This is a genomic window from Streptomyces sp. NBC_01268 (assembly GCF_036240795.1).
Classification (GTDB): domain Bacteria; phylum Actinomycetota; class Actinomycetes; order Streptomycetales; family Streptomycetaceae; genus Streptomyces.
The window spans coordinates 3,802,209-3,827,464 of the sequence record NZ_CP108454.1 but is presented as its reverse complement, the minus strand read 5'-3'; the positions used below and the strand labels follow the sequence as shown (position 1 = coordinate 3,827,464).

At 72.8% G+C, this 25,256-nt stretch carries 23 protein-coding genes and 1 pseudogene; 15 read left to right on the top strand and 9 right to left on the bottom strand.

Features of this window, described 5'->3' with window-relative positions:
* Positions 1-103 precede the first annotated feature (103 nt).
* From OG309_RS16875 to OG309_RS16865, 3 genes are all read left to right on the top strand, one after another.
* Positions 104-982 carry an NUDIX hydrolase gene (locus OG309_RS16875; protein WP_329421763.1) on the top strand — a complete coding sequence of 293 codons (879 nt, stop codon included), beginning with the start codon at positions 104-106 and terminating at the stop codon, positions 980-982.
* Positions 979-1,809 carry an MBL fold metallo-hydrolase gene (locus OG309_RS16870; RefSeq protein WP_329421762.1) on the top strand — a complete coding sequence of 277 codons (831 nt, stop codon included), beginning with the start codon at positions 979-981 and terminating at the stop codon, positions 1,807-1,809. The genes OG309_RS16875 and OG309_RS16870 overlap by 4 nt, the downstream gene beginning before the upstream one ends.
* An 82-nt stretch (positions 1,810-1,891) precedes the next feature.
* Positions 1,892-2,776: a prohibitin family protein gene (locus tag OG309_RS16865; protein WP_329421761.1), complete on the top strand. Its 885-nt coding sequence runs from the start codon at positions 1,892-1,894 to the stop codon at positions 2,774-2,776.
* Between the two features lie 102 nt (positions 2,777-2,878).
* On the opposite strand, the gene OG309_RS16860 is transcribed toward OG309_RS16865, so the two are convergent.
* On the bottom strand, positions 2,879-3,553 hold the full coding sequence (locus OG309_RS16860) for a Crp/Fnr family transcriptional regulator (RefSeq protein WP_046910193.1): 675 nt from the start codon (positions 3,551-3,553) through the stop codon (positions 2,879-2,881).
* A gap of 144 nt (positions 3,554-3,697) precedes the next feature.
* Between OG309_RS16860 and nth the strand changes: the two genes are divergently transcribed.
* The 3 genes from nth (at position 3,698) to OG309_RS16845 (ending at position 6,794) form a co-directional block, all read left to right on the top strand.
* On the top strand, positions 3,698-4,753 hold the full coding sequence (gene nth, locus OG309_RS16855) for an endonuclease III (protein WP_329421758.1): 1,056 nt from the start codon (positions 3,698-3,700) through the stop codon (positions 4,751-4,753).
* 95 nt (positions 4,754-4,848) lie between these two features.
* Positions 4,849-5,547, top strand: a complete 699-nt coding sequence (locus tag OG309_RS16850; RefSeq protein ID WP_329421756.1) for an NUDIX hydrolase — start codon at positions 4,849-4,851, stop codon at positions 5,545-5,547.
* A 47-nt stretch (positions 5,548-5,594) separates the two neighbouring features.
* Positions 5,595-6,794: a MarP family serine protease gene (locus OG309_RS16845; RefSeq protein WP_329421754.1), complete on the top strand. Its 1,200-nt coding sequence runs from the start codon at positions 5,595-5,597 to the stop codon at positions 6,792-6,794.
* A 24-nt stretch (positions 6,795-6,818) separates the two neighbouring features.
* Here the strand turns inward: OG309_RS16845 and OG309_RS16840 are convergent, their stop codons facing one another.
* The 6 genes from OG309_RS16840 to OG309_RS16815 form a co-directional block, all read right to left on the bottom strand.
* Positions 6,819-7,007, bottom strand: a complete 189-nt coding sequence (locus OG309_RS16840) for a hypothetical protein (RefSeq protein ID WP_329421752.1) — start codon at positions 7,005-7,007, stop codon at positions 6,819-6,821.
* Between the two features lie 133 nt (positions 7,008-7,140).
* Positions 7,141-8,109: an alpha/beta fold hydrolase gene (locus tag OG309_RS16835; RefSeq protein WP_329421750.1), complete on the bottom strand. Its 969-nt coding sequence runs from the start codon at positions 8,107-8,109 to the stop codon at positions 7,141-7,143.
* Entirely contained in the window at positions 8,106-8,570 is a 465-nt protein-coding gene (locus tag OG309_RS16830) for a phage holin family protein (RefSeq protein ID WP_329421747.1), read from the bottom strand. The genes OG309_RS16835 and OG309_RS16830 overlap by 4 nt, the downstream gene beginning before the upstream one ends.
* 38 nt (positions 8,571-8,608) lie before the next feature.
* Complete coding sequence (nhaA, locus tag OG309_RS16825) at positions 8,609-10,012, bottom strand: Na+/H+ antiporter NhaA (protein ID WP_329421745.1); 1,404 nt, start codon at positions 10,010-10,012, stop codon at positions 8,609-8,611.
* A 269-nt stretch (positions 10,013-10,281) separates the two neighbouring features.
* Positions 10,282-12,288, bottom strand: coding sequence for an acetate--CoA ligase (gene acs, locus OG309_RS16820; RefSeq protein ID WP_329421742.1), 2,007 nt, complete (start codon positions 12,286-12,288; stop codon positions 10,282-10,284).
* Positions 12,289-12,431: 143 nt separating this feature from the next.
* Positions 12,432-14,879, bottom strand: a complete 2,448-nt coding sequence (locus OG309_RS16815) for a SulP family inorganic anion transporter (RefSeq protein ID WP_329421741.1) — start codon at positions 14,877-14,879, stop codon at positions 12,432-12,434.
* Positions 14,880-15,207: 328 nt separating this feature from the next.
* Here OG309_RS16815 and OG309_RS16810 point away from each other — a divergent pair, with 328 nt between their 5' ends.
* A complete protein-coding gene (locus OG309_RS16810; protein ID WP_329421740.1) occupies positions 15,208-16,512 on the top strand; it encodes a hypothetical protein in 1,305 nt (434 codons plus the stop codon).
* On the opposite strand, the gene OG309_RS16805 is transcribed toward OG309_RS16810, so the two are convergent.
* Positions 16,490-17,476: an ATP-binding protein gene (locus OG309_RS16805; RefSeq protein WP_329421739.1), complete on the bottom strand. Its 987-nt coding sequence runs from the start codon at positions 17,474-17,476 to the stop codon at positions 16,490-16,492. The genes OG309_RS16810 and OG309_RS16805 overlap by 23 nt on opposite strands.
* A 102-nt stretch (positions 17,477-17,578) precedes the next feature.
* Here OG309_RS16805 and OG309_RS16800 point away from each other — a divergent pair, with 102 nt between their 5' ends.
* Positions 17,579-18,397, top strand: coding sequence for an oxidoreductase (locus OG309_RS16800; protein WP_329421738.1), 819 nt, complete (start codon positions 17,579-17,581; stop codon positions 18,395-18,397).
* A 339-nt stretch (positions 18,398-18,736) separates the two neighbouring features.
* Here the strand turns inward: OG309_RS16800 and OG309_RS16795 are convergent, their stop codons facing one another.
* Positions 18,737-19,636, bottom strand: a complete 900-nt coding sequence (locus OG309_RS16795; protein WP_329421736.1) for an HAD family hydrolase — start codon at positions 19,634-19,636, stop codon at positions 18,737-18,739.
* Positions 19,637-20,165: 529 nt separating this feature from the next.
* Between OG309_RS16795 and ssd the strand changes: the two genes are divergently transcribed.
* The 7 genes and pseudogenes from ssd to OG309_RS16760 form a co-directional block, all read left to right on the top strand.
* Complete coding sequence (gene ssd, locus OG309_RS16790; RefSeq protein ID WP_443067573.1) at positions 20,166-21,284, top strand: septum site-determining protein Ssd; 1,119 nt, start codon at positions 20,166-20,168, stop codon at positions 21,282-21,284.
* Positions 21,281-22,450 carry a TadA family conjugal transfer-associated ATPase gene (locus OG309_RS16785; protein ID WP_329421735.1) on the top strand — a complete coding sequence of 390 codons (1,170 nt, stop codon included), beginning with the start codon at positions 21,281-21,283 and terminating at the stop codon, positions 22,448-22,450. Before ssd ends, OG309_RS16785 begins: the two co-directional genes overlap by 4 nt.
* A gap of 47 nt (positions 22,451-22,497) precedes the next feature.
* Entirely contained in the window at positions 22,498-23,361 is an 864-nt protein-coding gene (locus OG309_RS16780; RefSeq protein WP_329428375.1) for a type II secretion system F family protein, read from the top strand.
* Between the two features lie 47 nt (positions 23,362-23,408).
* A complete protein-coding gene (locus OG309_RS16775; RefSeq protein ID WP_329428373.1) occupies positions 23,409-24,107 on the top strand; it encodes a type II secretion system F family protein in 699 nt (232 codons plus the stop codon).
* A 214-nt stretch (positions 24,108-24,321) separates the two neighbouring features.
* Positions 24,322-24,561 carry a DUF4244 domain-containing protein gene (locus tag OG309_RS16770; protein ID WP_329428372.1) on the top strand — a complete coding sequence of 80 codons (240 nt, stop codon included), beginning with the start codon at positions 24,322-24,324 and terminating at the stop codon, positions 24,559-24,561.
* Positions 24,548-24,904, top strand: coding sequence for a TadE family type IV pilus minor pilin (locus OG309_RS16765; protein WP_329421734.1), 357 nt, complete (start codon positions 24,548-24,550; stop codon positions 24,902-24,904). Before OG309_RS16770 ends, OG309_RS16765 begins: the two co-directional genes overlap by 14 nt.
* A pseudogene (locus OG309_RS16760) lies at positions 24,901-25,164 on the top strand (Rv3654c family TadE-like protein); the annotation flags it as partial. The gene OG309_RS16765 and the pseudogene OG309_RS16760, both read left to right, overlap by 4 nt.
* Between the last annotated feature and the right edge of the window lie 92 nt (positions 25,165-25,256).

Below are 25,256 nucleotides of genomic sequence, written 5' to 3'. Positions count from 1 at the left end.
CCCGCGCTCGCGGGCGTTCGCAGAGCCGGTTCTCCACAGGTGGTTTTCCACAGGCGGGGGATCGGCTCTCGTGCATTTCGATGCTTGCGCATAGCATCCGGCCATGTCGAATGGTCAGTCGAATGGTCAGTGGTACCCACCGGAATGGCCCGACCGCATCCGCGCCCTCGCCGCCGGTGAGCTGGTCCCCGCCACACCCAGGCGGGCCGCCACCGTGCTCCTCCTGAAGGACGGCGCCGAGGGGCCCTCCGTGCACATGCTGCGGCGGCGCGCCTCCATGGCCTTCGCGGGCGGGGCGTACGCGTATCCCGGCGGCGGCGTCGACCCCCGGGACGAGCACCCCGTGCGCTGGGCCGGACCCTCCCGCGAGGAGTGGGCGGCCCGCCTCGGTCTCACCGACCCCGCGCAGGCCCAGGCCGTCGTCTGCGCCGCCGTGCGCGAGACGTACGAGGAGGCGGGCGTACTGCTCGCCGGGGAGACGCCCGACAGCGTGGTCGGCGACACGACCGGGGACGCGTGGGAGAAGGACCGGGCGGCCCTGGTCGCCCGCGAGCTGTCCTTCGCGGACTTCCTCGACCGGCGCGGGCTCGTGCTGCGCTCCGACCTCCTCGGCGCCTGGGCCCGCTGGATCACGCCCGAGTTCGAACCCCGGCGCTACGACACCTGGTTCTTCGTGGCCGCCCTCCCGGCCGGCCAGCGCACCCGCAACGCGTCCACCGAGGCCGACCGCACCGTCTGGATCCGCCCGGCGGACGCGGCGGCCGGCTACGACCGGGGCGAGCTGACGATGATGCCGCCGACCATCTCGACCCTGCGCGGCCTGGAGCGGTTCGGCACGGCGGGCGAGGCCCTCGCCGCCGCGGGGGCGCAGGACCTGACCCCGGTCCTCGCGCAGGCCCGCCTGGACGGCGACGAGCTGGTCCTGAGCTGGCCGGGCCACGACGAGTTCACCAAGCACATCCCGACGGGCGGTGCCTCGTGAGCGCCGCCGCGGACCTCCCCGGGCAGCCGCGCGGCGCCGTCGTCTCCGGCCCGGCGACCGCCCGCGCGGTGAACGTCCTCGCGCCGAACCCCTCGGCGATGACGCTGGACGGCACCAACACCTGGATCGTCGCCGAGCCCGGCTCCGACCTCGCCGTCGTCATCGACCCCGGTCCGCTCGACGAGGGGCACCTGCGGCGGGTCGTGGAGACCGCCGAGAAGCTGGGCAAACGGATCGGGCTCACCCTGCTCACCCACGGGCACCCGGACCACGCCGAGGGCGCCGTGCGCTTCGCCGAGCTCACCCGGAGCGCGGTGCGGGCGCTCGACCCCGCCCTGCGGCTGGGTGACGAGGGCCTCGCCGAGGGCGACGTGATCACGACCGGAGGGCTCGAACTGCGGGTCGTGGCGACGCCAGGGCACACCTCCGACTCGCTGTCCTTCCACCTCCCGGCGGACCGGGCGGTGTTGACCGGGGACACCGTCCTGGGGCGCGGGACGACGATGGTGGCCCACCCGGACGGGCGGCTCGGGGAGTACCTGGACTCGCTGCGGCGGCTGCGCTCGCTCACCGTCGACGACGGGGTGCACACGGTGCTGCCGGGGCACGGCCCGGTCCTGGAGGACGCCCAGGGAGCCATGGAGTTCTACCTCGCGCACCGGGCGAGCCGCCTCGCCCAGGTGGAGACGGCCGTCGAGAACGGGGCCCGGACGGCCCCGGAGATCGTCGCCCAGGTGTACGCGGCGGTGGACCGCTCCCTCTGGCCGGCCGCCGAGCTCTCCGTACGGGCGCAGCTGGACTACCTGAAGGAGCGGGGGCTGATCTGACGCGGGCGCCCCCGCAACCGGGCGGCCCTGGTGCGTGTCTTACGCTCCGCTTACATCTGGCCGTAGCTCTGGGGGGAAGCCCGTGTTCGTCTTTGCCATCTTGTTGGTCATCACCGCAGTGGTGCTCTACATCATCGGCCGCGTGAACGACTCCCGCGGTCTCAAGTTCGGCGGCCTCGGCGCCCTGATCGCCGGCCTGTTCTCGCTGATCGTGAGCATGACGTACGTGATCAGCGCGTACGAGGTCGGCGTCCCGGTCGCCTTCGGCAAGGTCGGCTCGCCGATGTCGTCCGGGATGCACGTCAAGTCGCCGTTCACCGACGTCACGACCTTCTCGACGCGGCCGGTGGACCTCAACCTCTCCGACAAGGACGTGGTCGAGGTCCGCTCTTCGCAGGGCGGCGTGATGTACGCCGAGGTCACCGTGAAGTGGGCGGTGCACCCGTCCAAGGCGGTCGAGCTGTACAAGCTGGCCGGCAGCGAGGACGCCATCCAGCAGCGTCTCGTCTACCCGGACAGCCGGGAGATCGTCCGCAACGTCTTCGCCCGCTACAGCAGCGAGCAGGGGTACGCCTCCGACCGCGAGAAGATCAACGCGGAGATAGCCGGGCTCATCAAGGAGCGCCTCGCCCCGCGCGGCATAGACGTCACCACGGTCAACCTGCGCAACGTGAAGCCCTCGGACGCCCTCCAGGGCCAGATCGACCGGAAGATCCAGCAGCAGCAGGCCACCGAGCGGGCCCTTGAGGCCGCCCGTACGGCGAAGGCCGAGTCCGACCGGCGCCGCATCGAGGCCGAGGGCATCGCCCGCGCCAACAAGATCCTCAACGACTCGCTGACCGACAAGGTCCTCATGAACCAGTGCATCGACGCGTACAAGGAGGCCGCGGCCAAGAACCCGGTCTACACGGTGCCCTGCGGCGGGGGCGGCTCGAACCCGCTGATCGTGGACGGCACGAAGCGCTAGCGCCCGCGGGTCGTCACGGCGGACGACGAGGGGGCCGCCCGGTTCGACCGGGCGGCCCCCTTCCGCATCGGGTGCGTCGCGACTGGCGCGAGCGCTTTGCGACTAGCGCGAGCGCTTCGCGAGGCGCTCGACGTCCAGCAGGATCACGGCGCGGGCCTCCAGGCGCAGCCAGCCGCGCTGGGCGAAGTCGGCGAGCGCCTTGTTGACCGTCTCGCGGGAGGCTCCGACCAGCTGGGCCAGCTCCTCCTGGGTGAGGTCGTGGACGACGTGGATGCCCTCCTCCGACTGCACGCCGAAGCGGCGCGACAGGTCGAGGAGCGCGCGGGCGACACGGCCCGGCACGTCGGAGAAGACCAGGTCGGACATCTGGTCGTTGGTCTTGCGCAGTCGGCGGGCGACCGCACGCAGCAGGGCGCTGGCCACCTCGGGGCGGGCGTTCAGCCAGGGCTGGAGGTCGCCGTGGCCGAGGCCGAGCAGCTTGACCTCGGTCAGCGCGGTCGCGGTGGCGGTGCGCGGGCCCGGGTCGAAGAGGGACAGCTCGCCGATGAGCTCGCCGGGGCCCAGGACGGCCAGCATGTTCTCGCGCCCGTCGGGCGAGGTGCGGTGCAGCTTCACCTTGCCCTCGGTGACCACGTAGAGCCGGTCACCCGGGTCGCCCTCGTGGAACAGCGCGTCGCCGCGGGCGAGCGTCGCCTCACTCATCGAGGCGCGCAGCTCGGCGGCCTGCTCGTCGTCGAGCGCCGCGAACAGCGGGGCGCGTCGCAGAACGTCGTCCACGAGTTCTCTCCTATGTCGACCTCAGTGCGATCAATCACAACAAGTTTGACTCACCGGACGGCCTTTCCGTACGTCAGGGGCCCGATTGGGTCGTGATCCGCACCGTGCGGGGCGGATGTCGGCGGCGACGCCTAGGCTGGCCGGGTGTCCAACTCGCCGGTGAGAGCACAGGCCAAGGGGGCTGGAAGAGTGCCGGACGAAGGTAATTCCGCCGTGGGCGAACACGGCGTGTCGAAACAGACGAAAGCGACGAAACGCGCACCGGTGAAGCCTTCCGGGGCGGGGACGGCGGCGCGGACGGCGGCCGGGACGGCCGCGGCGACGCCCAAGGCGAAGAAGGCCGTGGTGAAGCCCGTGGTGAAGGCCGCAGCGAAGTCCGTGAAGGCCGCCGCGAGCGCGCCGAAGCCCGCCAGGGCCGCCAAGGCGCCCAAGCCCGAGTCGCACCTCGCCATGGTGCGAAGGGCCAGGAAGATCAACCGGGAGCTGGCCGAGGTCTACCCGTACGCCCATCCGGAGCTCGACTTCCGCAATCCCTTCGAGCTCCTGGTCGCCACGGTCATGTCCGCCCAGACCACCGACCTGCGGGTGAACCAGACCACCCCGGCGCTCTTCGCGAAGTACCCGACCCCCGAGGACCTGGCCGCCGCCGTCCCCGAGGAGGTCGAGGAGCTGATCCGGCCGACCGGCTTCTTCCGCGCCAAGACCAAGTCGATCATGGGCCTGGCCGCCGCCCTCCGGGACGACTTCGGGGGCGAGGTCCCCGGCCGCCTGGAGGACCTGGTCAAGCTGCCCGGCGTCGGCCGCAAGACCGCGTTCGTCGTCCTCGGCAACGCCTATGGAGTGCCCGGCATCACCGTCGACACCCACTTCATGCGGCTCGCCCGGCGCTGGAAGTGGACCGAGCAGGACGACCCGGTGAAGATCGAGGCGGAAGTCGCCGAGATCTTCCCGAAGAGCGAGTGGACGATGCTCTCGCACCGGGTGATCTTCCACGGCCGCCGCATCTGCCACGCCCGCAAGCCCGCCTGCGGCGCCTGCCCGATCACCCACCTCTGCCCGGCGTACGGGGAGGGCGAGACGGACCCGGAGAAGGCGAAGAAGCTGCTGAAGTACGAGAAGGGCGGCTTCCCGGGCCAGCGGCTCAACCCGCCCCCGGACTACCCCGGCCGGCCGGCCCCGCCGCTGGGCGCGAGCTCGTGAGCCGGGCGGACGCCCGCCCGGGACGGGCGTCCGGTGAGGCCCCTCCCGGGGAACGAACCCACACTCCGATCGCGTTGTGAACCACGGGGGTGCCTATGACGCGCACTGGTGAAGAGATCCACGGAACGGGCGGGCTGATCAGCGGCGCGGGCCTGCCCGACTGGCTGGCGCCGGTCGAGCGCGCCGCGCGCACGGTCGCGCCCGAGCAGCTGAGCCGCTTCCTGCCGCCCGAGGACGGCGGCGGCCGGCAGTCGGCGGTGCTCATCCTCTTCGGCGAGGGCGAGCGCGGCCCCGAGCTGCTGCTCATGGAGCGCGCCGGCACCCTCCGCTCGCACGCCGGACAGCCTTCCTTCCCGGGCGGCGCCCTCGACCCCGAGGACGGCGACCCGGCCGACGGCGGGCTGCTGCGCGCCGCGCTGCGGGAGGCGCGCGAGGAGACCGGCCTCGACCCCTCCGGCGTCCAGCTCTTCGGCGTGCTGCCCCGGCTCTACATCCCGGTGAGCGGCTTCGTGGTCACCCCCGTGCTCGGCTGGTGGCGCGCCCCGAGCCCGGTCGGGGCCGTGGACCCCGCCGAGACCGCCCGGGTCTTCACCGTCCCCGTGGCGGATCTCACGGACCCCGCGAACCGCGCGACCTCGCTCCACCCGAGCGGCCACTCCGGCCCCGCGTTCCTCGTCGAATCGGCCCTGGTCTGGGGTTTCACCGCCGGGGTGATCGACCGGATCCTGCACTACTCGGGCTGGGAGCGCCCCTGGGACCGGTCCAAGCAGGTCCCGCTCGACTGGCGCTCATGACAGGCTGACCCCGGTCGACCGAAGACGAATCTGCGAGGCTATTGACGGTGAACGTGCTGGACATCCTCTTGCTGCTCGCCGCCGTGTGGTTCGCGATCATCGGTTACCGCCAGGGATTCGTGGTCGGCATCCTGTCGGTCATCGGGTTCCTCGGCGGCGGTCTCGTCGCCGTCCTGCTGCTCCCGGTCGCCTGGAACGCGCTGACCGACCACAGTCAGGTCACGACCACGGCGACCGTGATCTTCGTGATCGTGGTCATCGTCTGCGCCTCGGTCGGCCAGGCCTTCACCACCCACCTCGGCAACAAGCTGCGCCGGCACATCACCTGGTCACCCATGCGCGCCCTGGACGCCACCGGCGGCGCGCTGGTCAACGTGGTGGCCATGCTGCTGGTGGCCTGGCTGCTCGGCTCCGCGCTCGCCCGCACCGCGATGCCCACGGTGGGCAAGGAGGTGCGCAACTCCAGGGTGCTGCTCGGGGTGGAGCAGTTGATGCCCGATCAGGCGTCCACCTGGTTCACGAACTTCACCTCGACCCTGGCCCAGAACGGGTTCCCGCAGGTCTTCAGCCCGTTCGCGAACGAGCCCATCACCGAGGTCCGCCCGCCGGACCCGGCGCTCGCCGGCAGCCCCGTCGCCGACCGCGCGCAGCGCTCGATCGTCAAGGTCGTCGGCACCGCCCCGAGCTGCGGCAAGGTACTCGAAGGCACCGGCTTCGTCTTCGCCGACCGTCGCGTCATGACCAACGCCCACGTCGTCGGCGGGGTCGACGAGCCGACCGTCCAGATAGGCGGCGAGGGCAAGCTCTACGACGCCAAGGTCGTGCTCTACGACTGGAAGCGCGACATCGCCGTGCTCGACGTGCCCGCACTCGACGCCACGCCGCTGCGGTTCACCGACGAGGACGCCCACAGCGGCGACAGCGCCATCGTGGCCGGCTTCCCGGAGAACGGCGCCTACGACGTCCGCTCGGCCCGCGTCCGCGGCCGGATCAGCGCCAAGGGCCCCGACATCTACCACCGCGGCGAGGTGCGCAGGGACGTGTACTCGCTGTACGCGACGGTCCGTCAGGGCAACTCCGGCGGCCCGCTGCTCACCCCGGAGGGCGAGGTGTACGGCGTGATCTTCGCCCGCTCCCTCGACGACGCCGACACCGGCTACGCGCTGACGGTCGACGAGATCAAGGACGACATCTCCCGGGGCCGCGCCGCCAACCAGCAGGTCGACACCCAGGGGTGCGCCCTCTAGCCGGACGCGGCCCGGGGCCGCGCCCTATGTGCGCGGGTGGCGCAGCCGGGCCGAGACCCAGCGGGCCCTGCGTCGCAGGATGCGCGAGATGCCCACGTCCCGCGCTGGGTGCGCGTGGCCGTGCTCTCGCGTGCCGCCCCCCTCCGGGGCCTCCGAGCCGCCGATCGAGCGGCGGTCGCGTGCGGTGTCACCGTAGTCGTGCGTCCAGCCCATACCCGGACGTCTGCCCGGGGCCCAAGGTCGGTAACCGCCCGGGGGCCCGCCAATTGGCGTATGCGCGGGGCACATGGCAGTTCGAAGAACGCCCGCGGGACACCGACGACGACGGGGTGGGCGAACCCGCGCGTCAGCGGTCCGGCTCGGGGTCCTTCAGCCAGTTGACGAGCTCCGTGGAGAACGCCACCGGGTCCTCCTCGTGAGGGAAGTGCCCGAGGCCGTCGAAGAGCCGCCAGCGGTACGGCGCCTCCACATACTGCCCGGAACCGGCCGCGCTACGCGTCCGCATGACCGGGTCGAGCGAGCCGTGCAGATGCAGCGTCGGCACCCGCACCGGCCGCTTCATGCGCCGGTTGAACTGCACGCCGTCCGGCCGGGCCAGAGAGCGCACCATCCAGCGGTACGGCTCGATCGAGCAGTGCGCCGTCGACGGGATGCACATCGCCCGCCGGTAGACGTCGAGTGCCTCGTCGTCCGCCGTCGACCGGGGGTTCGGCCCGGACCAGTCCTCGATCAGACGCCCCACCAGCGCCGCGTCGTCCGCGACGAGCTGACGCTCCGGCAGCCACGGCCGCTGGAAACCCCAGACGTGGGAACCGGCCCGCGACTGCCCGAAGTCGGACAGCATCGCCGAGCGCCAGCGCCGCGGGTGCGGCATCGAGGACACCACGAGCCGGCGCACCAGCTTCGGGCGCATCACGGCCGCGGTCCAGGCGAGGTAGCCGCCCAGGTCGTGTCCGACGAGCGCCGCGTCGGGCTCGCCGAGCGAGCGGATGACGCCGGTGATGTCGAGGGCCAGGTTGGCCGGGTCGTAGCCCCGCGGCGTGCGGTCGCTGCCGCCGACGCCCCGCAGGTCCATCGCCACGGCCCGGAAACCGGCCTCGGCGAGCACGGGCAGCTGGTGCCGCCAGGTCCACCAGAACTGCGGGAAGCCGTGCAGCAGCAGCACCAGCGGGCCGTCACCCATCTCGGCGATGTGGAAACGGGCACCGTTGGCCGCCACGTCGCGATGGGTCCACGGTCCCTCGATCCGCACCGGACCTCCGGTGCCGGGCCCGTTTCCGGTGCCGCTGCCGTTGCTGCTCTCAGGGACGGTCATGCAGACGAGCGTGCCACAACCACGGCCTTGTCCTGCGCCGCGGCGCCGGCCGTACGGGGGTGCGGCTTGACGTTCTGCATGATCGCCGCGGTCTGCTTGGCGGAGGCGATGGACTTCTCCGGCGGCTTCATCTTGCGGAACTTCGCGTACGCCACGAGCCCGAGCAGCACCGCGAGCAGCACGTTCGCCGCGAACGAGAGCAGGAAACAGACCGAGATGTGCCAGTGGCTCCACGCCTGGATGCCGTACGCGAGCGCGAAGCTCAGCAGCGGCAGCGAGAAGAGCAGCACCACGACGGCCACCAGGCCGGCCGCGCTGCCCATCGCCCCGCGCTTGACGTCCTGCTTGATCTCCGCCTTGGCCAGGGCGATCTCGTCGTGCACCAGGGCGGACATCTCGGCGGTCGCCGAGGCGACCAGTTGACCGAGGCTGCGCTCGGCTCCGTCGAACGGGTCGCTCATCGCTGCTCCCTCTTCTCCTGTAACGGTCCGACCTCAGATCATGCCGGACGGTCGGCCTCGTCGCGCGATGCCCCCGCCACTTGGGCGCGCTGTCGGTGTTCGGCGGCCTTCTTCTCGTAGATCTCCGCCATCCGCAGATGAAACTCGGGGTTGTCCTCCTCGTACACGTCGGGGATCCCGTCGTGGTCCTCGTCGCGCTCCTCTTCGTCGATCAGCGCCCGGTACTTGCGGACCCTCAGCTTCAGCAGCACGGAGGCGAGGACCGCGGCGATCAGGGAGCCGACCAGGACGGAGGCCTTCACCTCCTCCATCAGCACGGGGTCGTCGACGAAGGCCAGCTCGCCGATGAGCAGCGACACGGTGAAACCGATACCGGCGAGGGAGGCGACGGCGAAGACGTCCGGCCAGGCCAGGTCGGGGTTGAGCGAGGCCTTGGTGAAGCGGGCGGCGAGCCAGGTGCCGCCGAAGATGCCGAGGGCCTTGCCGACGACGAGGCCGAGCACCACGCCGAGGGTGACGGGCTGGGTGAAGACGTCGCGGAGGGCTCCGCCGGAGACCGTGACACCGGCCGAGAACAGTGCGAACAGCGGCACGGCGAGACCGGCGGAGATCGGCCGGACCAGGTGCTCGATGTGCTCGCCGGGGGAGTGCTCCTCGCCCTCCTCGGTGGTGCAGCGCAGCATCAGGCCCATGGCGACACCGGCGATGGTGGCGTGGACGCCGCTGTTGTACATCAGGCCCCAGATGACCAGGGCGAGCGGGACGTACACGTACCAGCCGCGGACGCGCTTGCGCAGCAGCAGCCAGAAGACGACGAGCCCGGCGAAGGCGCCGCCGAGCGCGGCGAAGTTCAGGTCGCTGGTGAAGAAGACCGCGATGATCAGGATGGCGAACAGGTCGTCGACGACGGCCAGGGTGAGCAGGAAGGCGCGCAGGGCCGAGGGCAGCGAGGTGCCGATGACGGCGAGGACGGCGAGCGCGAAGGCGATGTCCGTGGCGGTGGGCACCGCCCAGCCGTCGAGGGAGCCGTCGCCGGTCACGTTGACCAGCGTGTAGACCAGGGCGGGCACGGCCATGCCGCAGACGGCGGCGATCACGGGGAGGGCAGCGGCCTTGGGGTCGCGCAGTTCGCCCGCGACGAGCTCGCGCTTGAGCTCGATGCCGGCGACGAAGAAGAAGATCGCGAGCAGGCCGTCGGCGGCCCAGTGCTGGATCGACAGGTCGAGCCCGAGGGCGGCCGGGCCTATGTGGAAGTCCCGGATCGTCGCGTAGCTCTCCTTCAGCGGCGTGTTGGCCCAGATGAGTGCGGCGATGGCGGCGAGCAGCAACAGCACGCCACCGACGGTCTCGGTGCGCAGTGCGTCGGCGATGTATCGGCGCTCGGGGAGTGACAGCCGGCCGAGGAACTTGCGGTCGGTGGGGGTGGGCTCGGGCGCGGACACGGTGAGAACCTCCGGTCGGTGGGCAGGGCGAAGCACATGCCGACCAGACTTCCCGGCGCACCTAGGTGTTCTTGTCGCGTCACTGACGCGTTCCTTACTTTACCTAACGACGCGCGGTGGTGTCCGGCGATCTTCACTTTAGGTGCATATCCGGATGCGAGCATGTGTGCGCCGGGATCTGTGGACAACCGTTCTCCGGGCCTGTGGACAACGCGGAGGCGCCCGCCCCGCAGGGTGCGGGGCGGGCGCCTTCGGACGGGTACCGGGGCTCAGTCCTCGCTGGAGGAGGCCGGCAGCTTGGTCTGGATGAGGTCCATGACCGAGGAGTCCGTCAGGGTGGTGACGTCGCCCAGCTCACGGTTCTCGGCGACGTCCCGCAGCAGTCGGCGCATGATCTTGCCCGAGCGGGTCTTCGGCAGCTCGGCCACCGGCAGGACGCGCTTGGGCTTGGCGATCGGGCCGAGGGTCTTGCCGACGTGGTTGCGCAGGTCGGCGACGAGGGCCTCGTCCTCGTTGGCGGTGCCGCGCAGGATCACGAAGGCGACGATGGCCTGGCCGGTCGTCTCGTCGGCCGCGCCGACCACGGCGGCCTCGGCGACCGCCGGGTGGGAGACCAGCGCGGACTCGACCTCGGTGGTGGAGATGTTGTGGCCCGACACGAGCATGACGTCGTCGACCCGGCCGAGCAGCCAGATGTCGCCGTCCTCGTCCTTCTTCGCGCCGTCGCCCGCGAAGTACCTGCCCTCGAAACGGGACCAGTAGGTGTCGATGAACCGCTGGTCGTCGCCCCAGATGGTGCGGAGCATCGACGGCCACGGCTCGGTGAGGACCAGGTAGCCGCCGCCCCCGTTCGGAACCTCGTTCGCCTCGTCGTCGACGACGGTGGCGGAGATGCCGGGCAGCGCGCGCTGGGCGGAGCCGGGCTTGGTCTCCGTGACACCGGGCAGCGGCGCGATCATCATCGCGCCGGTCTCGGTCTGCCACCAGGTGTCCACGATCGGGCAGTTGTCGGCACCGATGTGCTTCCGGTACCACATCCAGGCCTCGGGGTTGATCGGCTCGCCGACGGACCCGAGGACGCGCAGCGACGACAGGTCGTACTTGGCGGGGATGTCGTCGCCCCACTTCATGAACATCCGGATCGCGGTCGGCGCCGTGTAGAAGATGCTGACCTTGTACTTCTGGATGATCTCCCACAGGCGCCCCTGGTGCGGGGTGTCCGGGGTGCCCTCGTACATGACCTGGGTGGCGCCGTTGGCCAGCGGTCCGTACACGATGTACGAGTGGCCGGTGACCCAGCCGATGTCGGCCGTGCACCAGTAGACGTCGGTCTCCGGCTTGAGGTCGAAGACGGCGTGGTGGGTGTACGCGGCCTGGGTGAGGTAGCCGCCGGAGGTGTGCAGGATGCCCTTCGGCTTACCGGTCGTGCCGGAGGTGTAGAGGATGAAGAGCGGGTGCTCCGCCTCGAAGGCCTCCGGGGTGTGCTCGGCGGACTGGCGGGCGACGATGTCGTCCCACCAGACGTCCCGGCCCTCGGTGAAGTCGGTCTCCTGGCCGGTGCGGCGGACCACGAGGACGTGCTCGACCTGCGGGCAGCGGGCCACGGCCTCGTCGATCGCCGGCTTGAGCGCGGAGGGCTTGCCGCGGCGGTAGCCGCCGTCGGCGGTGACGACCAGCTTGGCGTCGGCGTCCTGGATGCGGGAGGCGACGGCGTCGGCCGAGAAGCCGCCGAAGACGACCGAGTGGGCGGCGCCGATGCGGGCGCAGGCCAGCATGGTGACGGCCGCCTCGGGGATCATCGGCAGGTAGACCGCGACCCGGTCGCCCTTGCGGACGCCCAGCTCGGTCAGCGCGTTCGCGGCCCGGGAGACCTCGTCCTTGAGCTCGGCGTAGGTGATGGACCGGCTGTCGCCGGGCTCACCCTCGAAGTGGATGGCGACGCGGTCGCCGTTGCCGGCCTCCACGTGGCGGTCGACGCAGTTGTACGCGACGTTGAGCTCGCCGTCGGCGAACCACTTGGCGAACGGAGGGTTCGACCAGTCGAGGGTCTCGGTCGGCTCGGTGGCCCAGGAGAGCCGCTTGGCCTGCTCGGCCCAGAAACCCAGCCTGTCCGCCTTGGCCTGCTCGTAGGCCTCCGCCGTCACGTTGGCGTCCGCGGCCAGTGCGGCCGGCGGCGCGAAGCGGCGCTCTTCCTTGAGCAGATTGGCCAAGGATTCGTTGCTCACGACATCTCCCTTTCCCAGGGCGTCCCTATGTGCCTGTGTGTCCCGTGTCATAGCTCATCAGGCGGATGCCCGGGTGACAAGAGCATCCGGGTAATTGGTTTAGACCTGTGAGGCGCCACGCGGAGGTGGCCCCCGTTCCCCGAGCGGAGGGGAACGGGGGCCACACACTTTCACGCAGGAACGGAACGGATGGTTCAGGACGTGCGGGCGGCCTCCAGGGGAAGCGCCTGCGAAGCGGCCCCCGGCGGGACCTGGTTGAACACGTCGTCGTAGCTGTGCACCTCGTCCGTGCCGGCCAGCAGATACGCCTGGGCCTCGCCCACATGGAAGTACATCCCGTGCAGGGTCAGCGTCCCGTCGGCGATCCGCCGCGCGACCGGCTCGTACGCCCGCAGGTGTTCCAACTGCTGGACCACGTTGGTCAGGCACAGCTGCTCGACCGCGTCGGCCGGCAGCCGTCCCGAGATCCGCGCCCAGACGTGACGGCGGCTCGCCATCCGCTCCAGACTCGGCAGGCCGTGCCGCAGCCAGCGGCGCAGCGGGCTCGGCGGGTCGTCCGCACGGCTGTTCAGCAGGGCCTGCATCGCGCCGCAGCCGGAGTGCCCGCAGACCGTGATCGACTCGACCCGCAGCACCTCCACCGCGTACTCGATCGCCGCCGCCACGGAGTCGTCGCCGCTCTCCTCGCCCGGCAGCGGCACCAGGTTGCCCACGTTGCGCACGGTGAACAGGTCGCCCGGGCCACTGGAAGTGATCATGCTGGTGACCAGGCGGGAGTCGGCGCAGGTCAGGAAGAGCTGCGAGGGGCGCTGGCCCTCCCGGGCCAGCCGGGCCAGCTCGTCACGGACCAGCGGGGCCGTGTTCCGCTGGAACGCGCCGATGCCGCTGGCCAGCCGCTGCCCGGTGGTGCCGCCGGTCTCGTCCGCCGGCGGCTGCTCGCCGCACTGGTGGTTGCGCCAGGGTGTCCACGGGCGGCAGCAGGAGTGGCCGCCCGCCGCGTGCGAGCCGGAGCGGACCGCGGTGCTCCCGGCAGCCGGCCCTTCGGCCGCCTCGGCGCCGGGGCCGGCGGCGGACCGTTCCCCCGGTGCGGGCTCGGCGATCCGCCCGCCACCGGGGCCGGTCGTCTCCACCGTGCCGCCGTGGGCGAGATGGGTCGCCTGCCAGTCGTGCAGCGTCTCGAACGCGGCGTGGTCCATGAACGAGCCGTCCAGCTCCACCACCGCGTCGGCGCCCGGCGGGATCTGGTGCAGGGCCCGGCTCAGCCGCGGCACGGCGAGGAAGGTCAACTGGCCCCGGATGCGGACCACGTGCCGCCCGTCCCGCTCCTCCCGGGTGATCCGGGTCCGGGCGAGGCGGTGCATGGCGACGGCGACGGCCACCGCGATGCCGAGGGCCACGCCCTCCAGGATGCCGACGAACACCACGCCGGCCAGCGTCACCACGTACACCAGGACTTCACGATGACGGGTGACCGTGCGGATGTGGGTGATGCTGACCATCTGGACGCCGACGACCATCACCAGCGCGGCCAGCGCCGGCAGCGGGATCAGGTCCAGGACGGGGACGAGCAGCAGGGCGGCGAGCACGATCCACAGGCCGTGCAGGATCGAGGAGTTGCGGCTGACCGCTCCCGCCGACACGTTCGCCACGCTGCGCACCGCGACCCCGGCGACCGGCAGGCCGCCGAGCGCCCCCGAGACCATGTTCGCCGCGCCCTGGCCCGCGAGCTCGCGGTCGAGCCGGGAGCGCGGGGCGGCGGTGCCGGTGCCGGTGGCGCGCTTCGCCGCCAGCTTGTCGACGGCGACCGCGGACAGCAGCGACTGCACGCTGGTGACCAGCGTGATGGTGAGCACCCCGGCCGCGATGCCCAGGACCGGGCCCTCCGGCAGTCCGGGCAGGGCGTGGCTGCTCCAGGACGGCAGGTCCACCCGGGGCACGCCGAGCCCCGTGAGCGCGGCGAGCGTCGTGGCGGCGGCCACCGCGGCGAGCGCGGCGGGCACCTTGCGCAGCATCCGTCCCGTACGACCGGGCAGGCGGGGCCAGAGCAGCAGCAGCGCGATGGTGAGGCCGCTGACGGCGAGCGCGGCGGCGGACGTGTCCGCCAGCTGGGCGGGCAGGCCGAGGGCGTTGTCCACGGTGGAGCTCTGGGGGGTGCCGCCGAGCACGATGTGCAGCTGCGCGAGGGCGATGGTGACGCCGATGCCCGCGAGCATCCCGTGCACGATGGCGGGGGAGACGGCGAGCGCGGACCGGGCCACCCGCAGGGCGGCGAGGCCGAGTTGGGCGAGTCCGGCGAGGACGGTGATGGCACAGGTGGTGCGCCAGCCGTAGCGCTGGATCAGCTCGGCGGTGACCACGGTCAGTCCGGCGGCGGGGCCGCTGACCTGGAGCGGTGAGCCGCCGAGGCGGCCGGCGACGATGCCGCCGACGGCGGCGGCCACCAGCCCGGCCTGGAGCGGGGCTCCGGTGGCGAGGGCGATGCCGAGGGAGAGCGGCAGGGCGATCAGGAAGACGGCGATCGAGGCGGAGAGGTCGGCGCCCGCGACGCGGAATCGGCGTGGCGGTCCGTCCGGCGGTCCGTGCGGCCGCTGGACGCGGGGCCGGGTCGTCGTGGTCGTTCGGGCAGGGGGGCAGAGGGTCATGTTCCCGTCTCCTCCGGGGCGGCGCGGTCGCGGCTCGTGCGGGGTGCAGCGGCGGGACACCGAGTGACATCCACGGACATCAACAGACATCGGGGGACACCAGGGGACGCAAGGGGACATCGAACTGAACGAGGGATGACGCTCGGTAAATGGATGGTAATGGAGAGTAAAGTCTCCGGCATTATTTTCGGGGCAAATGGGGCAATGAATCACTGGATCCAGTGACAGAACGTAGGCATGCCGCTTGTCGTTGACGCCCCTCGGCCCCTCTGGTGCGACGTTGACGCCGCTTGTACGGAAATCCGAGGATCTGAGGAGAGGTGGGCGGATGTCAGCCCCCGGGAGAAGAAACCCTGTCCGTACGCCCAGGAGGACGCTCGCCGTCGGCGCCCTCGCCGTCGCCCTGACCGCCGGTCTCGCCGGCTGCTCGGGCTCCGGCGACGCGGCCCACCAGGACGGGCAGAGCGGTGCGGGCGCCAAGAAGGAGGCGGCCGCGGCCCCGCAGAGCGCGGTGCGGCTGATCGGCGACGGCTCCACCGCCTTCACCGGCCGCCAGCCGAACCAGCCGGTCTGGCAGCGTCTGAAGCCGGGTCAGGCTCCGCCGCAGTTCGTGGTGTTCTCCTGGGACGGCGCGGGCGAGGACAGCCAGAAGCTCTTCTCCCACTTCCGCAAGGTGGGCAAGCAGTACGGCGCGGCGATGACGTACTTCCTCAGCGGCGTGTACCTGCTGCCGGAGTCCAAGCGCGAGATGTACGACCCGCCGCAGCACTCCGCGGGCCGCTCCGACATCGGTTTCAACGACGTCCAGGGCATCCGCGACACCGTGCGCGAGCTGCGCGGCGCCTGGGAGGAGGGCAACGAGGTCGGCACGCACTTCAACGGGCACTTCTGCGGCAAGGACGGGGGCGTGGGCACCTGGTCGGTCGAGGAGTGGAAGAGCGAGATCAACCAGGCCAAGTCCTTCGTCAAGAACTGGAAGACGAACGCCGGACTGAAGGGCGAGAAGCCGCTCCCGTTCGACTACGACAAGGAGCTCGTCGGCGCCCGCACCCCCTGCCTGGAGGGCCGCAAGAACTTCGTCCGGGCGGCGGCGCAGATGGGCTTCCGTTACGACACCAGCGGCGTCAACGACCAGATCTGGCCCAAGAAGGACGTGGGCCTGTGGGATCTGTCGATGCAGCTCGTCCCGGTGCCGGGCCGCGCCTTCCAGACGCTCTCGATGGACTACAACTTCCTCGTCAACCAGTCCGGTACGACGCAGGGCGACCCGTCCCAGCACGAGTATTGGGGCAACCAGATGCGTGACGGCCTGGTGCAGGCCTTCGAGCGCTCCTACCGGGGCAACCGGGCGCCGCTCATCATCGGCAACCACTTCGAGTCCTGGAACGGCGGCACGTACATGCGCGCCATCGAGGACACGATCGCCACGGTCTGCGTGCAGAAGGACGTCAAGTGCGTCTCCTTCCGCCAGCTCGCCGACTGGCTCGACGTCCAGGACCCGGACGTCGTCGCCAAGATGCGCACCCTGAAGGTCGGCGAGGCCCCGCCGGCCGGCTGGAAGGCCTTCCTGACCCCCCAGCCGGCCGCCCCCGCGGGCGCCCCGGCGGCGGTCAAGCCGGCTGCGCGGCACTGATCCCTTCGGACAACACGAACCCGGGGTCGACCTGCGCCGCCAGGTCGGCCCCGGTCTTGGCGTTGCCCCAGCTCTCCGCGTTCTTCAGGTGGAAGTGGACCATCTGGCGCGTGTAGCGCTCCCAGTCGCGCTGGGCGTACGAGTCGTCCGCCGCGTTCTGGAGGGCCTGGAGGGCCATGCGGTTGGTGGCCTCCAGGAGCTCGAAGCGGGCCGGGCGTCCCTTCTCCATGGAGCGGACCCAGTCGGAGTGGCCGACCGTCACCAGCAGGTCGTCGCCGACCTCGGCGCGCAGGAACTCCACGTCGTCCGCGCCCTGCACCTTGTTGCCGATCACGCGCAGCGTGACGCCGAAGTCCCGCGCGTACTCCTTGTACTGGCGGTAGACGGAGACGCCCTTGCGGGTCGGCTCGGCGACCAGGAAGGTCATGTCGAAGCGGGTGAACATGCCCGAGGCGAACGAGTCCGAGCCGGCGGTCATGTCGACGACCACGTACTCGTCGGCCCCGTCCACCAGGTGGTTCAGGCACAGCTCCACCGCGCCGACCTTCGAGTGGTAGCAGGCCACCCCGAGGTCCGACTCCGCGAACGGGCCCGTCGCCATCAGCCGGAGCTCGCCGTCGTCGAGCGTCACGGACCGGGCGCAGGCCTCGTAGACGGGGTTCTCCTCGCGGACCCGGAGCAGCCGGGAACCCTCCCCGGGCGGAGTCGTCTTGATCATCGTGTCGGGGGAGGCGATCCGCGGATTGGAGCCCCGCAGGTACTCCTTGATCAGCGGCAGGTGCGCGCCCATCGCGGGCAGCGCGGCGGCCTCCTCGTCGGAGAGGCCGAGCGCCGCTCCGAGGTGCTGGTTGATGTCGGCGTCCACCGCGACGACCGGGGCCCCGGCGGCGGCGAGGTGTCGGATGAAGAGCGAGGACAGCGTGGTCTTGCCGCTGCCGCCCTTCCCCACGAAAGCGATCTTCATGTTCACCTAGGGTAGTGGGTTCATCGCACCCCGTGGTCGAAGTGCGTGAAGAAGACCACTCCAAGGTGGGGCGGCCGCCCCGGGCGCGTAGCCTCCCTACTTATGAGTACGCACGCCTCTGACCCCCTGGCCGCCCTCGGCTCCCTGCCGGGCGTCGCCGACTCGGTGGACTCCGTACGCAAGGCCGTCGACCGGGTCTACGGCCACCGTGTGATGCGCCGCCGCAGCAACGAGATCACCGCCGAGGCGGCCCTGCGCGGCGCGCGCGGCTCGGCCGCCCTCTCGGGCGCCGACTGGGCCCTGGAAGAGGTCCGCCGGCGCACCGACTTCAGTGGCGACGAGGAGGCCCGCACGGTCGGCGCCGCCCTGCGGCTCGGCGCGGAGAGCGGTCAGCTGCTGTCCATCTGGCGCCAGTCGCCGCTGCGGGTGCTCGCCCGGCTGCACCTGGTCGCCGAGGGCGACCCGCGCGAGACGACGGGTCGTCCGCGCCAGGCGGGCGAACCGGTCGTCGAGCCGCTGATCGAGGCGCCGCTGCCGGACCCGGACGAGGTCTCGGGACGGCTCGACGGCCTCGCGGACCTGATCATCGCGGGCGGCAGCGCACCGGCCCTGGTCACGGCCGCCGTGGTGCACGGCGAACTGCTCGCCCTGCGCCCCTTCACCTCGCGCAACGGCCTGATCGCGCGGGCCGCCGAGCGGATCGTGCTGATCGGCAGCGGCCTCGACCCGAAGTCGATCTGCCCGGCCGAGGTCGGCCACGCGGAGCTGGGGCGGGCGGCCTATGTCGCCGCCTTCGAGGGGTACCTGTCCGGCACTCCGGAGGGCGTGGGCGCCTGGATCGCGCACTGCGGGCGCGCGGTGGAACTGGGGGTCCGGGAGTCGACGGCCGTCTGTGAGGCGCTGCAGCGCGGCGCGGCCTGATCCGCCCGTCACGTCAGGGATCTGACCGGGCCTCATCCGGCCCGGAACATGGGTTGCGGCGGTACCAAGGAGCGGTACCGCCGCTGGCACGTCTACCCAGTTACCAAGCGTCCTCGATATGTGCCCATCAGGCGGGGAACTTTGCCCATCGCCTGGTGCGGCTGGCCCTTAATCGAAGGGTCGACGTCGCGTGGGTGCCAGGTTTCTGTGCTTAGGTCCGTGGGGCCGTGATGCTCAACAGGTGATCCTCTCGGATGTCCTAGGTCTCGCGGGCCTGATTCCTTTCTACTCCTGTCCGGGAGGAAGCGAAAGTCCTGGCTCCGCTTCTTTGCTTTCGTCTCAAATCCGGGCAAAGCGATCGGCAAGTCCCGCGGTCCCGGCAGCCTTGGCCGCATTGGCCGCCTGGGCGAGCGCGGCCTGTCTGCGGCGGCTGGCGTACCAGACGAGGCCCGCGGTGGCCGCGGCTGCTCCCACCGCCGCCGCGGCGACCAGCGCCGGCCGGGGCGGCATACGGAATTCCGGCAGCCGCTGCTTGAGCCGGACCGGCTTGTCGAAGACGAGCACCGGCCAGTCCCGGGCGGTCGCCTCGCGCCGCAGGGTCCGGTCGGGGTTCACGGCGTACGGGTGACCCACCGCCTCCAGCATCGGCAGATCGGTCGCCGAGTCGCTGTAGGCGAAGCAGCGCGCGAGGTCGTAGCCCTCGGACTCCGCGAGCTCGCGCACCGCGTCGGCCTTCGTCGGGCCGTACGCGTAGTACTCCACCTCGCCGGTGAAGCAGCCGTCGTCGCCGACCACCATCCGGGTGGCGACCACCCGGTCGGCGCCCAGCATCTCCCCGATCGGCTCGACCACCTCCGCGCCCGAGGTCGAGACGATCACGACGTCCCGCCCGGCGGCGTGATGGCTCTCGATGAGGGAGGCGGCCTCGTCGTAGATGATCGGGTCGATCAGGTCGTGCAGGGTCTCGGCGACGAGCTCCTTGACCTGCGCGACGTTCCAGCCTTTGCAGAGCGCGGAAAGGTATTCGCGCATCCGCTCCATCTGGTCGTGATCGGCTCCGCCCACCAGGAACACGAACTGGATGTACGCCGTCCGCAGCGCGGCACGGCGACTGATCAGTCCGCCCCGGTAGAAGGACTTGCTGAAGGTCAGCGTCGAGGACTTCGCAATGACCGTCTTGTCCAGGTCAAAGAAGGCGGCTGCGCGCGGCATCGAGTGGTTTTCCACGAGCCCGAGCATAGGTGCCCGCCATTCGGCGTACGCTGGGGCGCGTGGGTTTGCCTGAGAAGGCTCTCGGGTACACCATGGAAGTCACGGATCGTTCGCGACCGTGCTAACCCGGTCCGGCTCCTCCCCCCCCGAGTCGGCCGGAGAGACGACCCCCGCTCTCCCCCCCGGCGGGGGTCGTCGCATGTCCGGACGCGTTTTCGTCCGATGTTCCACTACTTCCGCACCTCCTTTCGACCCGGGCCCGTGCGAGGGCCGTGCGGACGGGTGTCTCCCGATTTCGCTACTCAGCGTAGTTGTCGCGCTGCTCTCCGGGCAGCCCCGGTATGGGTGACGAAGTTATTCACAAGCCCTCGGTTATCCACAGTTTTCGAGCAAGATCCACACGATTTCCGAGTCGGCGTCACGGTGATTCCGGTCGCGAAGTTCGCGGACCGCAGGAATCACGTGAGGGGTGGCTGCCGTGGAGGGATCGAAGGCTTCCGGAACGCCGGAGAACGCGGGCTCGGCCGTGGGCGCGGACCCGGGTGCGGACAGGGCTGTGGGCGGACGTGCCGGCGGCGGCGCGCGGCCGGGACCGGGCGCGGACGGCGGAGGGGCCAGGCCGCCCAGGCCGCTGATCGTGACCGAGGACCTCGCGCTCCTCGACGACCTGCTGCGCCTGTGCGCCGCGGCGGGCGCCGAGGCCGAGGTGCACCACGCCGTGCCCGAGCGCGGCGGCGGCTGGACGGATCCCCCGCTCGTCCTCGTCGGGGACGACGCCGCGGCCCGGTGCCGCGGCGCCACCCGCAGGCCGGGGGTGCTGCTGGTCGGTCGCGACCCCGACGACCCGGGCGTGTGGCGGCGCGCCGTCGAGCTCGGCGCGGACGACGTGCTGACCCTGCCCGGCGACGAGACCCGGCTCGTCGACCGGATCGCCGACGCGGCCGAGGGCGTCGGCAGGCAGGCGCTGACCGTCGGCGTCATCGGCGGGCGCGGCGGCGCGGGGGCCTCCACTCTCGCCTGCGCCCTCGCGCTGGCCGCCGCGCGGGCCGGACGGCGCACCCTGCTCGTCGACGGCGACCCGCTCGGCGGCGGACTGGACGTGCTGCTCGGCGGGGAGCGGGCCGAAGGGCGGCGCTGGCCCGACTTCGCCGCCTCGAAGGGGCGGGTGGCCGGCGGGGCCCTGGAGGAGTCGCTGCCCTCGGTCCGGGGGCTCCGGGTCCTCAGCTGGGACCGGGGCGACTCGGTGGTCGTGCCGCCCGCGGCCATGCGCTCGGTGCTCGCCGCGGCCCGCAGACGCGGCGGAGTGGTCGTGGTCGACCTGCCCCGCCGGGTCGACGGGGCGGTCGCCGAAGCCCTCGCCCAGCTCGACCTCGGACTCCTCCTGGTCCCCGGCGAGTTGCGGGCGGTCGCCGCCGCGCACCGGGTGGCCTCGACGGTCGGGATGGTGCTGCGCGACCTGCGCGCGGTGGTCCGCGGACCGTACGCGCCCGGACTCGACGAGCGGTGGATCGCCGACGCCCTGCGTCTGCCCCTCGCCGGTGAACTCCCCTACGATCCCGGGCTCTCGGCGGCCCGGGACGGCGATCCGCCCCCCGGCGCCGACGCCCGCGGCGGCCTCGGCCGCTTCTGCACCGCCTTCTGGGAGCGGGTCCTCGTCCCGGAGCGTGCGGCATGAGCGCGGGGCTGCTCGACGCCGTGCGGCAGCGGCTCGCCGAGAGCGGCGCCGAGCCGACCCCGGCGCGCGTCGCGGCCGCGCTGCGGGCCCAGGGGCGGCTGCTCGGGGACGCCGAAGTGCTCGGTGCGGCGGAGGAGTTGCGGAGCGAACTGGTCGGCACGGGACCGCTGGAGCCGCTGCTCGCCGACCCACGCGTCACCGACGTGCTGGTCTCCGCGCCCGACCGGGTCTGGGTGGACCGGGGCGCGGGCCTCGAACCGACGAGGGTGACGTTCCCCGACGCGGCGGCCGTCCGGCGCCTCGCGCAGCGGCTCGCGGCGGTCGCCGGGCGCCGCCTCGACGACGCCAGGCCCTGGGTGGACGCGCGACTGCCGGACGGCACCCGGATGCACGCCGTCCTGCCGCCGGTCGCGGTCGGCTCGACCTGCCTGTCGCTGCGGGTGGTGCGGCCGAGGGCCTTCTCCGTGACGGAGCTCGCGGAGGCCGGCACCGTCCCGCCGGGCGGCGCGCCGCTGCTGCGGGCGCTCGTCGAGGCCCGGGTCTCCTTCCTCGTCAGCGGCGGCACCGGATCGGGCAAGACCACACTGCTGTCCACCCTCCTCGGCCTGGTCGGCGAGCGGGAGCGGATCGTCATCGCCGAGGACTCGGCCGAACTGCGCCCCGACCACCCGCACGTGGTGCGCCTGGAGGCCCGTCCGCCCAACCAGGAGGGCGCCGGTTCCGTGACCCTGCGGGACCTGGTGCGGCAGGCGCTGCGGATGCGGCCGGACCGGCTGGTGGTCGGCGAGGTCAGAGGCCCCGAGGCGGTCGACCTGCTGGCTGCCCTGAACACGGGCCACGAGGGCGGCTGCGGGACCGTCCACGCCAACACGGCGGCCGACGTCCCCGCCCGCCTGGAGGCCCTCGGCACGGCGGCCGGACTCGACCGGGCCGCGCTGCACAGCCAGCTGGGCGCCGGACTCTCGGCGGTGCTGCACCTGGTGCGGGACCGCTCGGGGCAGCGGCGCATCGCCGAGGTGCACGTCCTCGCACGGGACCCGGAGGGGCTGGTCGTGACCGTGCCCGCACTGCGCTGGGGAGCGGAGGGCTTCGAGCGGGAGCGGGGCTGGGAGCGGCTGCGGTCGCTGATCGGCGGAGCCATGCCGGGGGAGGAGGAGCGCCGATGACGGGGATCACCGGGGCCGCGGGCATCACGGGCATCACGGGTATGGGGATGACGGGGATTACGGGCGGAGTCGCCGCGCAAGGAGTGGCCGTGCTGTGCGCGGGCGGCGCGCTGTGGTGGACGGCCGAACGGGAGCGGGCGCTCCGCCGGGCGCGGACGGTCCTCGCGCCGCCGGGCGCGGGCGCGGCGGCCTGGCCGACGGCCTTCGGACGGTGGCGGGACGCAGCCCGGCGGAGGCCGGAGTGGCTGTGCCTGCCCGCGGCGGCGGTCCTCGCCCTGCTGGGCGCCTCGTTCCTGCCGCTGCTCGCGGGCGCGGCGGCGGTGCCGCTGGTGGGGCGCCGGCTGCGGGCGGCCCGGAGCCGGCGCGAGCGGGAGGCCCGCGGCGACGGGGTGGTGGCTCTCTGCGGGGCCGTCGCCGGCGAGCTGAGAGCCGGATGGCAGCCCGCCCAGGCGCTCGCGTTCGCCGCCCGCACGACCGGAGCGCTCGGCGGGCAGGAGGCGGCGGTCCTGGCGGCGGCCCGGTTCGGCGGGGACGTGCCCGAGGCACTGCGCCGGGCGGCGCGCCGGGACGGCGCCGACGGGCTCGCCGGGATGGCGGCCTGCTGGCAGGTCGCGGTCGACGGCGGCGCGGGCCTGGCCGCCGGACTCGACCGCCTGGAGGCGGCCCTGCGGGCCCACCGGGACCAGCGGGAGCGGCTGCGCGCACAGTTGGCCGGGGCGTGGGCGACGGTCGCGGTCCTCGCGGCGCTGCCGGTCGCCGGGCTGGGTCTCGGGGCCGCGCTCGGCGCACGCCCCCTGTGGGTGCTGCTGCACACACCGGCGGGCCTCGGCTGCCTGGCCGTCGGCGGCGCCCTCGAAGCCCTGGGGTTGTGGTGGGCGGCCCGGATCGTGCGGCGAGGGGAGCGCCCGTGACGACGGCACTCGTGGCGCTCTGCGCACTGGCGTGGGTGGCGAGCCTCATGACCGACCGCCGCCGCGAACGGCGCCTGCGCCGCCGCATCGAGACCCTTCTCGCGACCACGCCGGCACCGGCGCGGCCACCCCGTCCGACCCTGCCGCCCCGGCTGCGGGCCTGGGCCGTGCCCTGCGCGGCGGGTGTCGGCGGATGGGTGCTGATCGGCGGGGTGCCCGGTCTGGCCGCCGGGATCGCCACGGCCTGGACGCTGCGGTGGCTGCGGGCCCGGCGTGCGTCGGGCGCGGCACCGGAGGACCCGGAGATCGGCCGTCAGCTCCCGCTGGCCGCGGACCTGTTGGCGGCCTGTGCCTCGGCCGGCGCAGGGCCCGGGGAGTCGGCGGAGGCGGTGGGCCGGTCCTTGGGCGGACCCGTCGGCGAACGCCTGATCCGCACGGCGGCCGAACTGCGGCTCGGCGGTGAACCGGCCGAGGTGTGGCGGAGGTTCGGCGCGATACCGGGCGCGGAGGGGCTCGTCAGATGCCTGGAGCGGGCCGCCTCCTCCGGGGCACCCGCGGCCGACGCGGTGGCCCGGCACGCCGATGCCCTGCGAGCGACCCGCGCCCGAGCGGCGGCGACCCGCGCCCAGCGGGCGCAGGTGCTGATCACCGCACCGGTGGGGCTCTGCTTCCTGCCCGCCTTCCTGGCGGTAGGGGTGGCCCCGGTGGTCATCGGCCTGGCGACCGGGCTGCTCGCCGGAAGGTGAGCGGACGGGCGACGAATAAGCGGGGCCGAGAAGGCGGGAACGACGGGGGGCCGGAGAGCCGGAGAGCCGGAGAACCGGAGAACCGGAGAACGGAGAACCGGAGAACCGGAGAACCGGAGAGCCGGAGACCGAGATGACGGAGACCAAGGCCACGACGGCCATGAACGCGATGAACGAGAAGGAGACGGACGCGATGCGGACCATGACTCGGACGATGACGAAGCAGGCTGTGGACCTCGTGAAGGTCGGCACGTTCAGGACGGTGCTCCACGGCTGGTGGCGGGTCCGGCGGACGGCGGCGCGCCGGGACGCGGGCATGAGCACCACGGAGTACGCGATGGGCACGATCGCGGCGGCGGCGTTCGCGGCCGTGCTCTACAAGGTGCTCACCAGCGGGGCGGTCACGAAAGCCCTGGAGTCGGTGATCGGGAAGGCCCTCGATGCGCCGTTCTGACCGGGGTTCGGTGACCGCGGAGACCGCAGTCGCACTGCCCGCCCTGGTGCTGTTCACGGCGGCCCTGCTCTGGGCCCTGGGGGCGGCCGGAGCGCAGATCCGCTGCGTGGACGCGGCACGGGCGGGGGCGCGGGCGGTCGCCCGTTCCGAGCCGGTGGCCGCGGCGGAGGCGGCGGCTCGGGCCGCCGCCCCGGACGGGGCCAGGGTCACCGTCGAGCGCTCGGGCGAGCTGTGGCGGGTGACGGTGGAGGCGGAGGCGCCCGGCCCGGGCGGCCTGGGGCTGACCCTGCGGGCCGGCGCGGCGGCGCTCGCCGAGGACACGGTGGGGGTGGCGGCGCCATGAGGGGCGGCGACCGGGGAGCGGCGACCGTGTGGACGGCGTTCGCGGCCTGCGCCCTGTGCGTGGTGTTCGGGGCGGTGCTCGCGCTGGGGCAGGCGGTGGCCGCGCGGCACCGGGCGGGAGGTGCGGCCGATCTGGCGGCCCTCGCGGCTGCCGACCGGGCGCTGTGGGGCGAGGCGGGCGCCTGCGCGGCCGCTGCGCGGGTGGCCGCCGCGCAGGGGGCGGATGTGGTCCGGTGCCGGGTGCGCGAGGACATCGCGGACGTCACGGCCCGCGTGTCGGTCGGCCCGTGGGCCCCCGAGGTCACCGCCCGAGCGGGCCCGCCTGGTCCCGTAGGCCTCCAGGCCCCTCTACC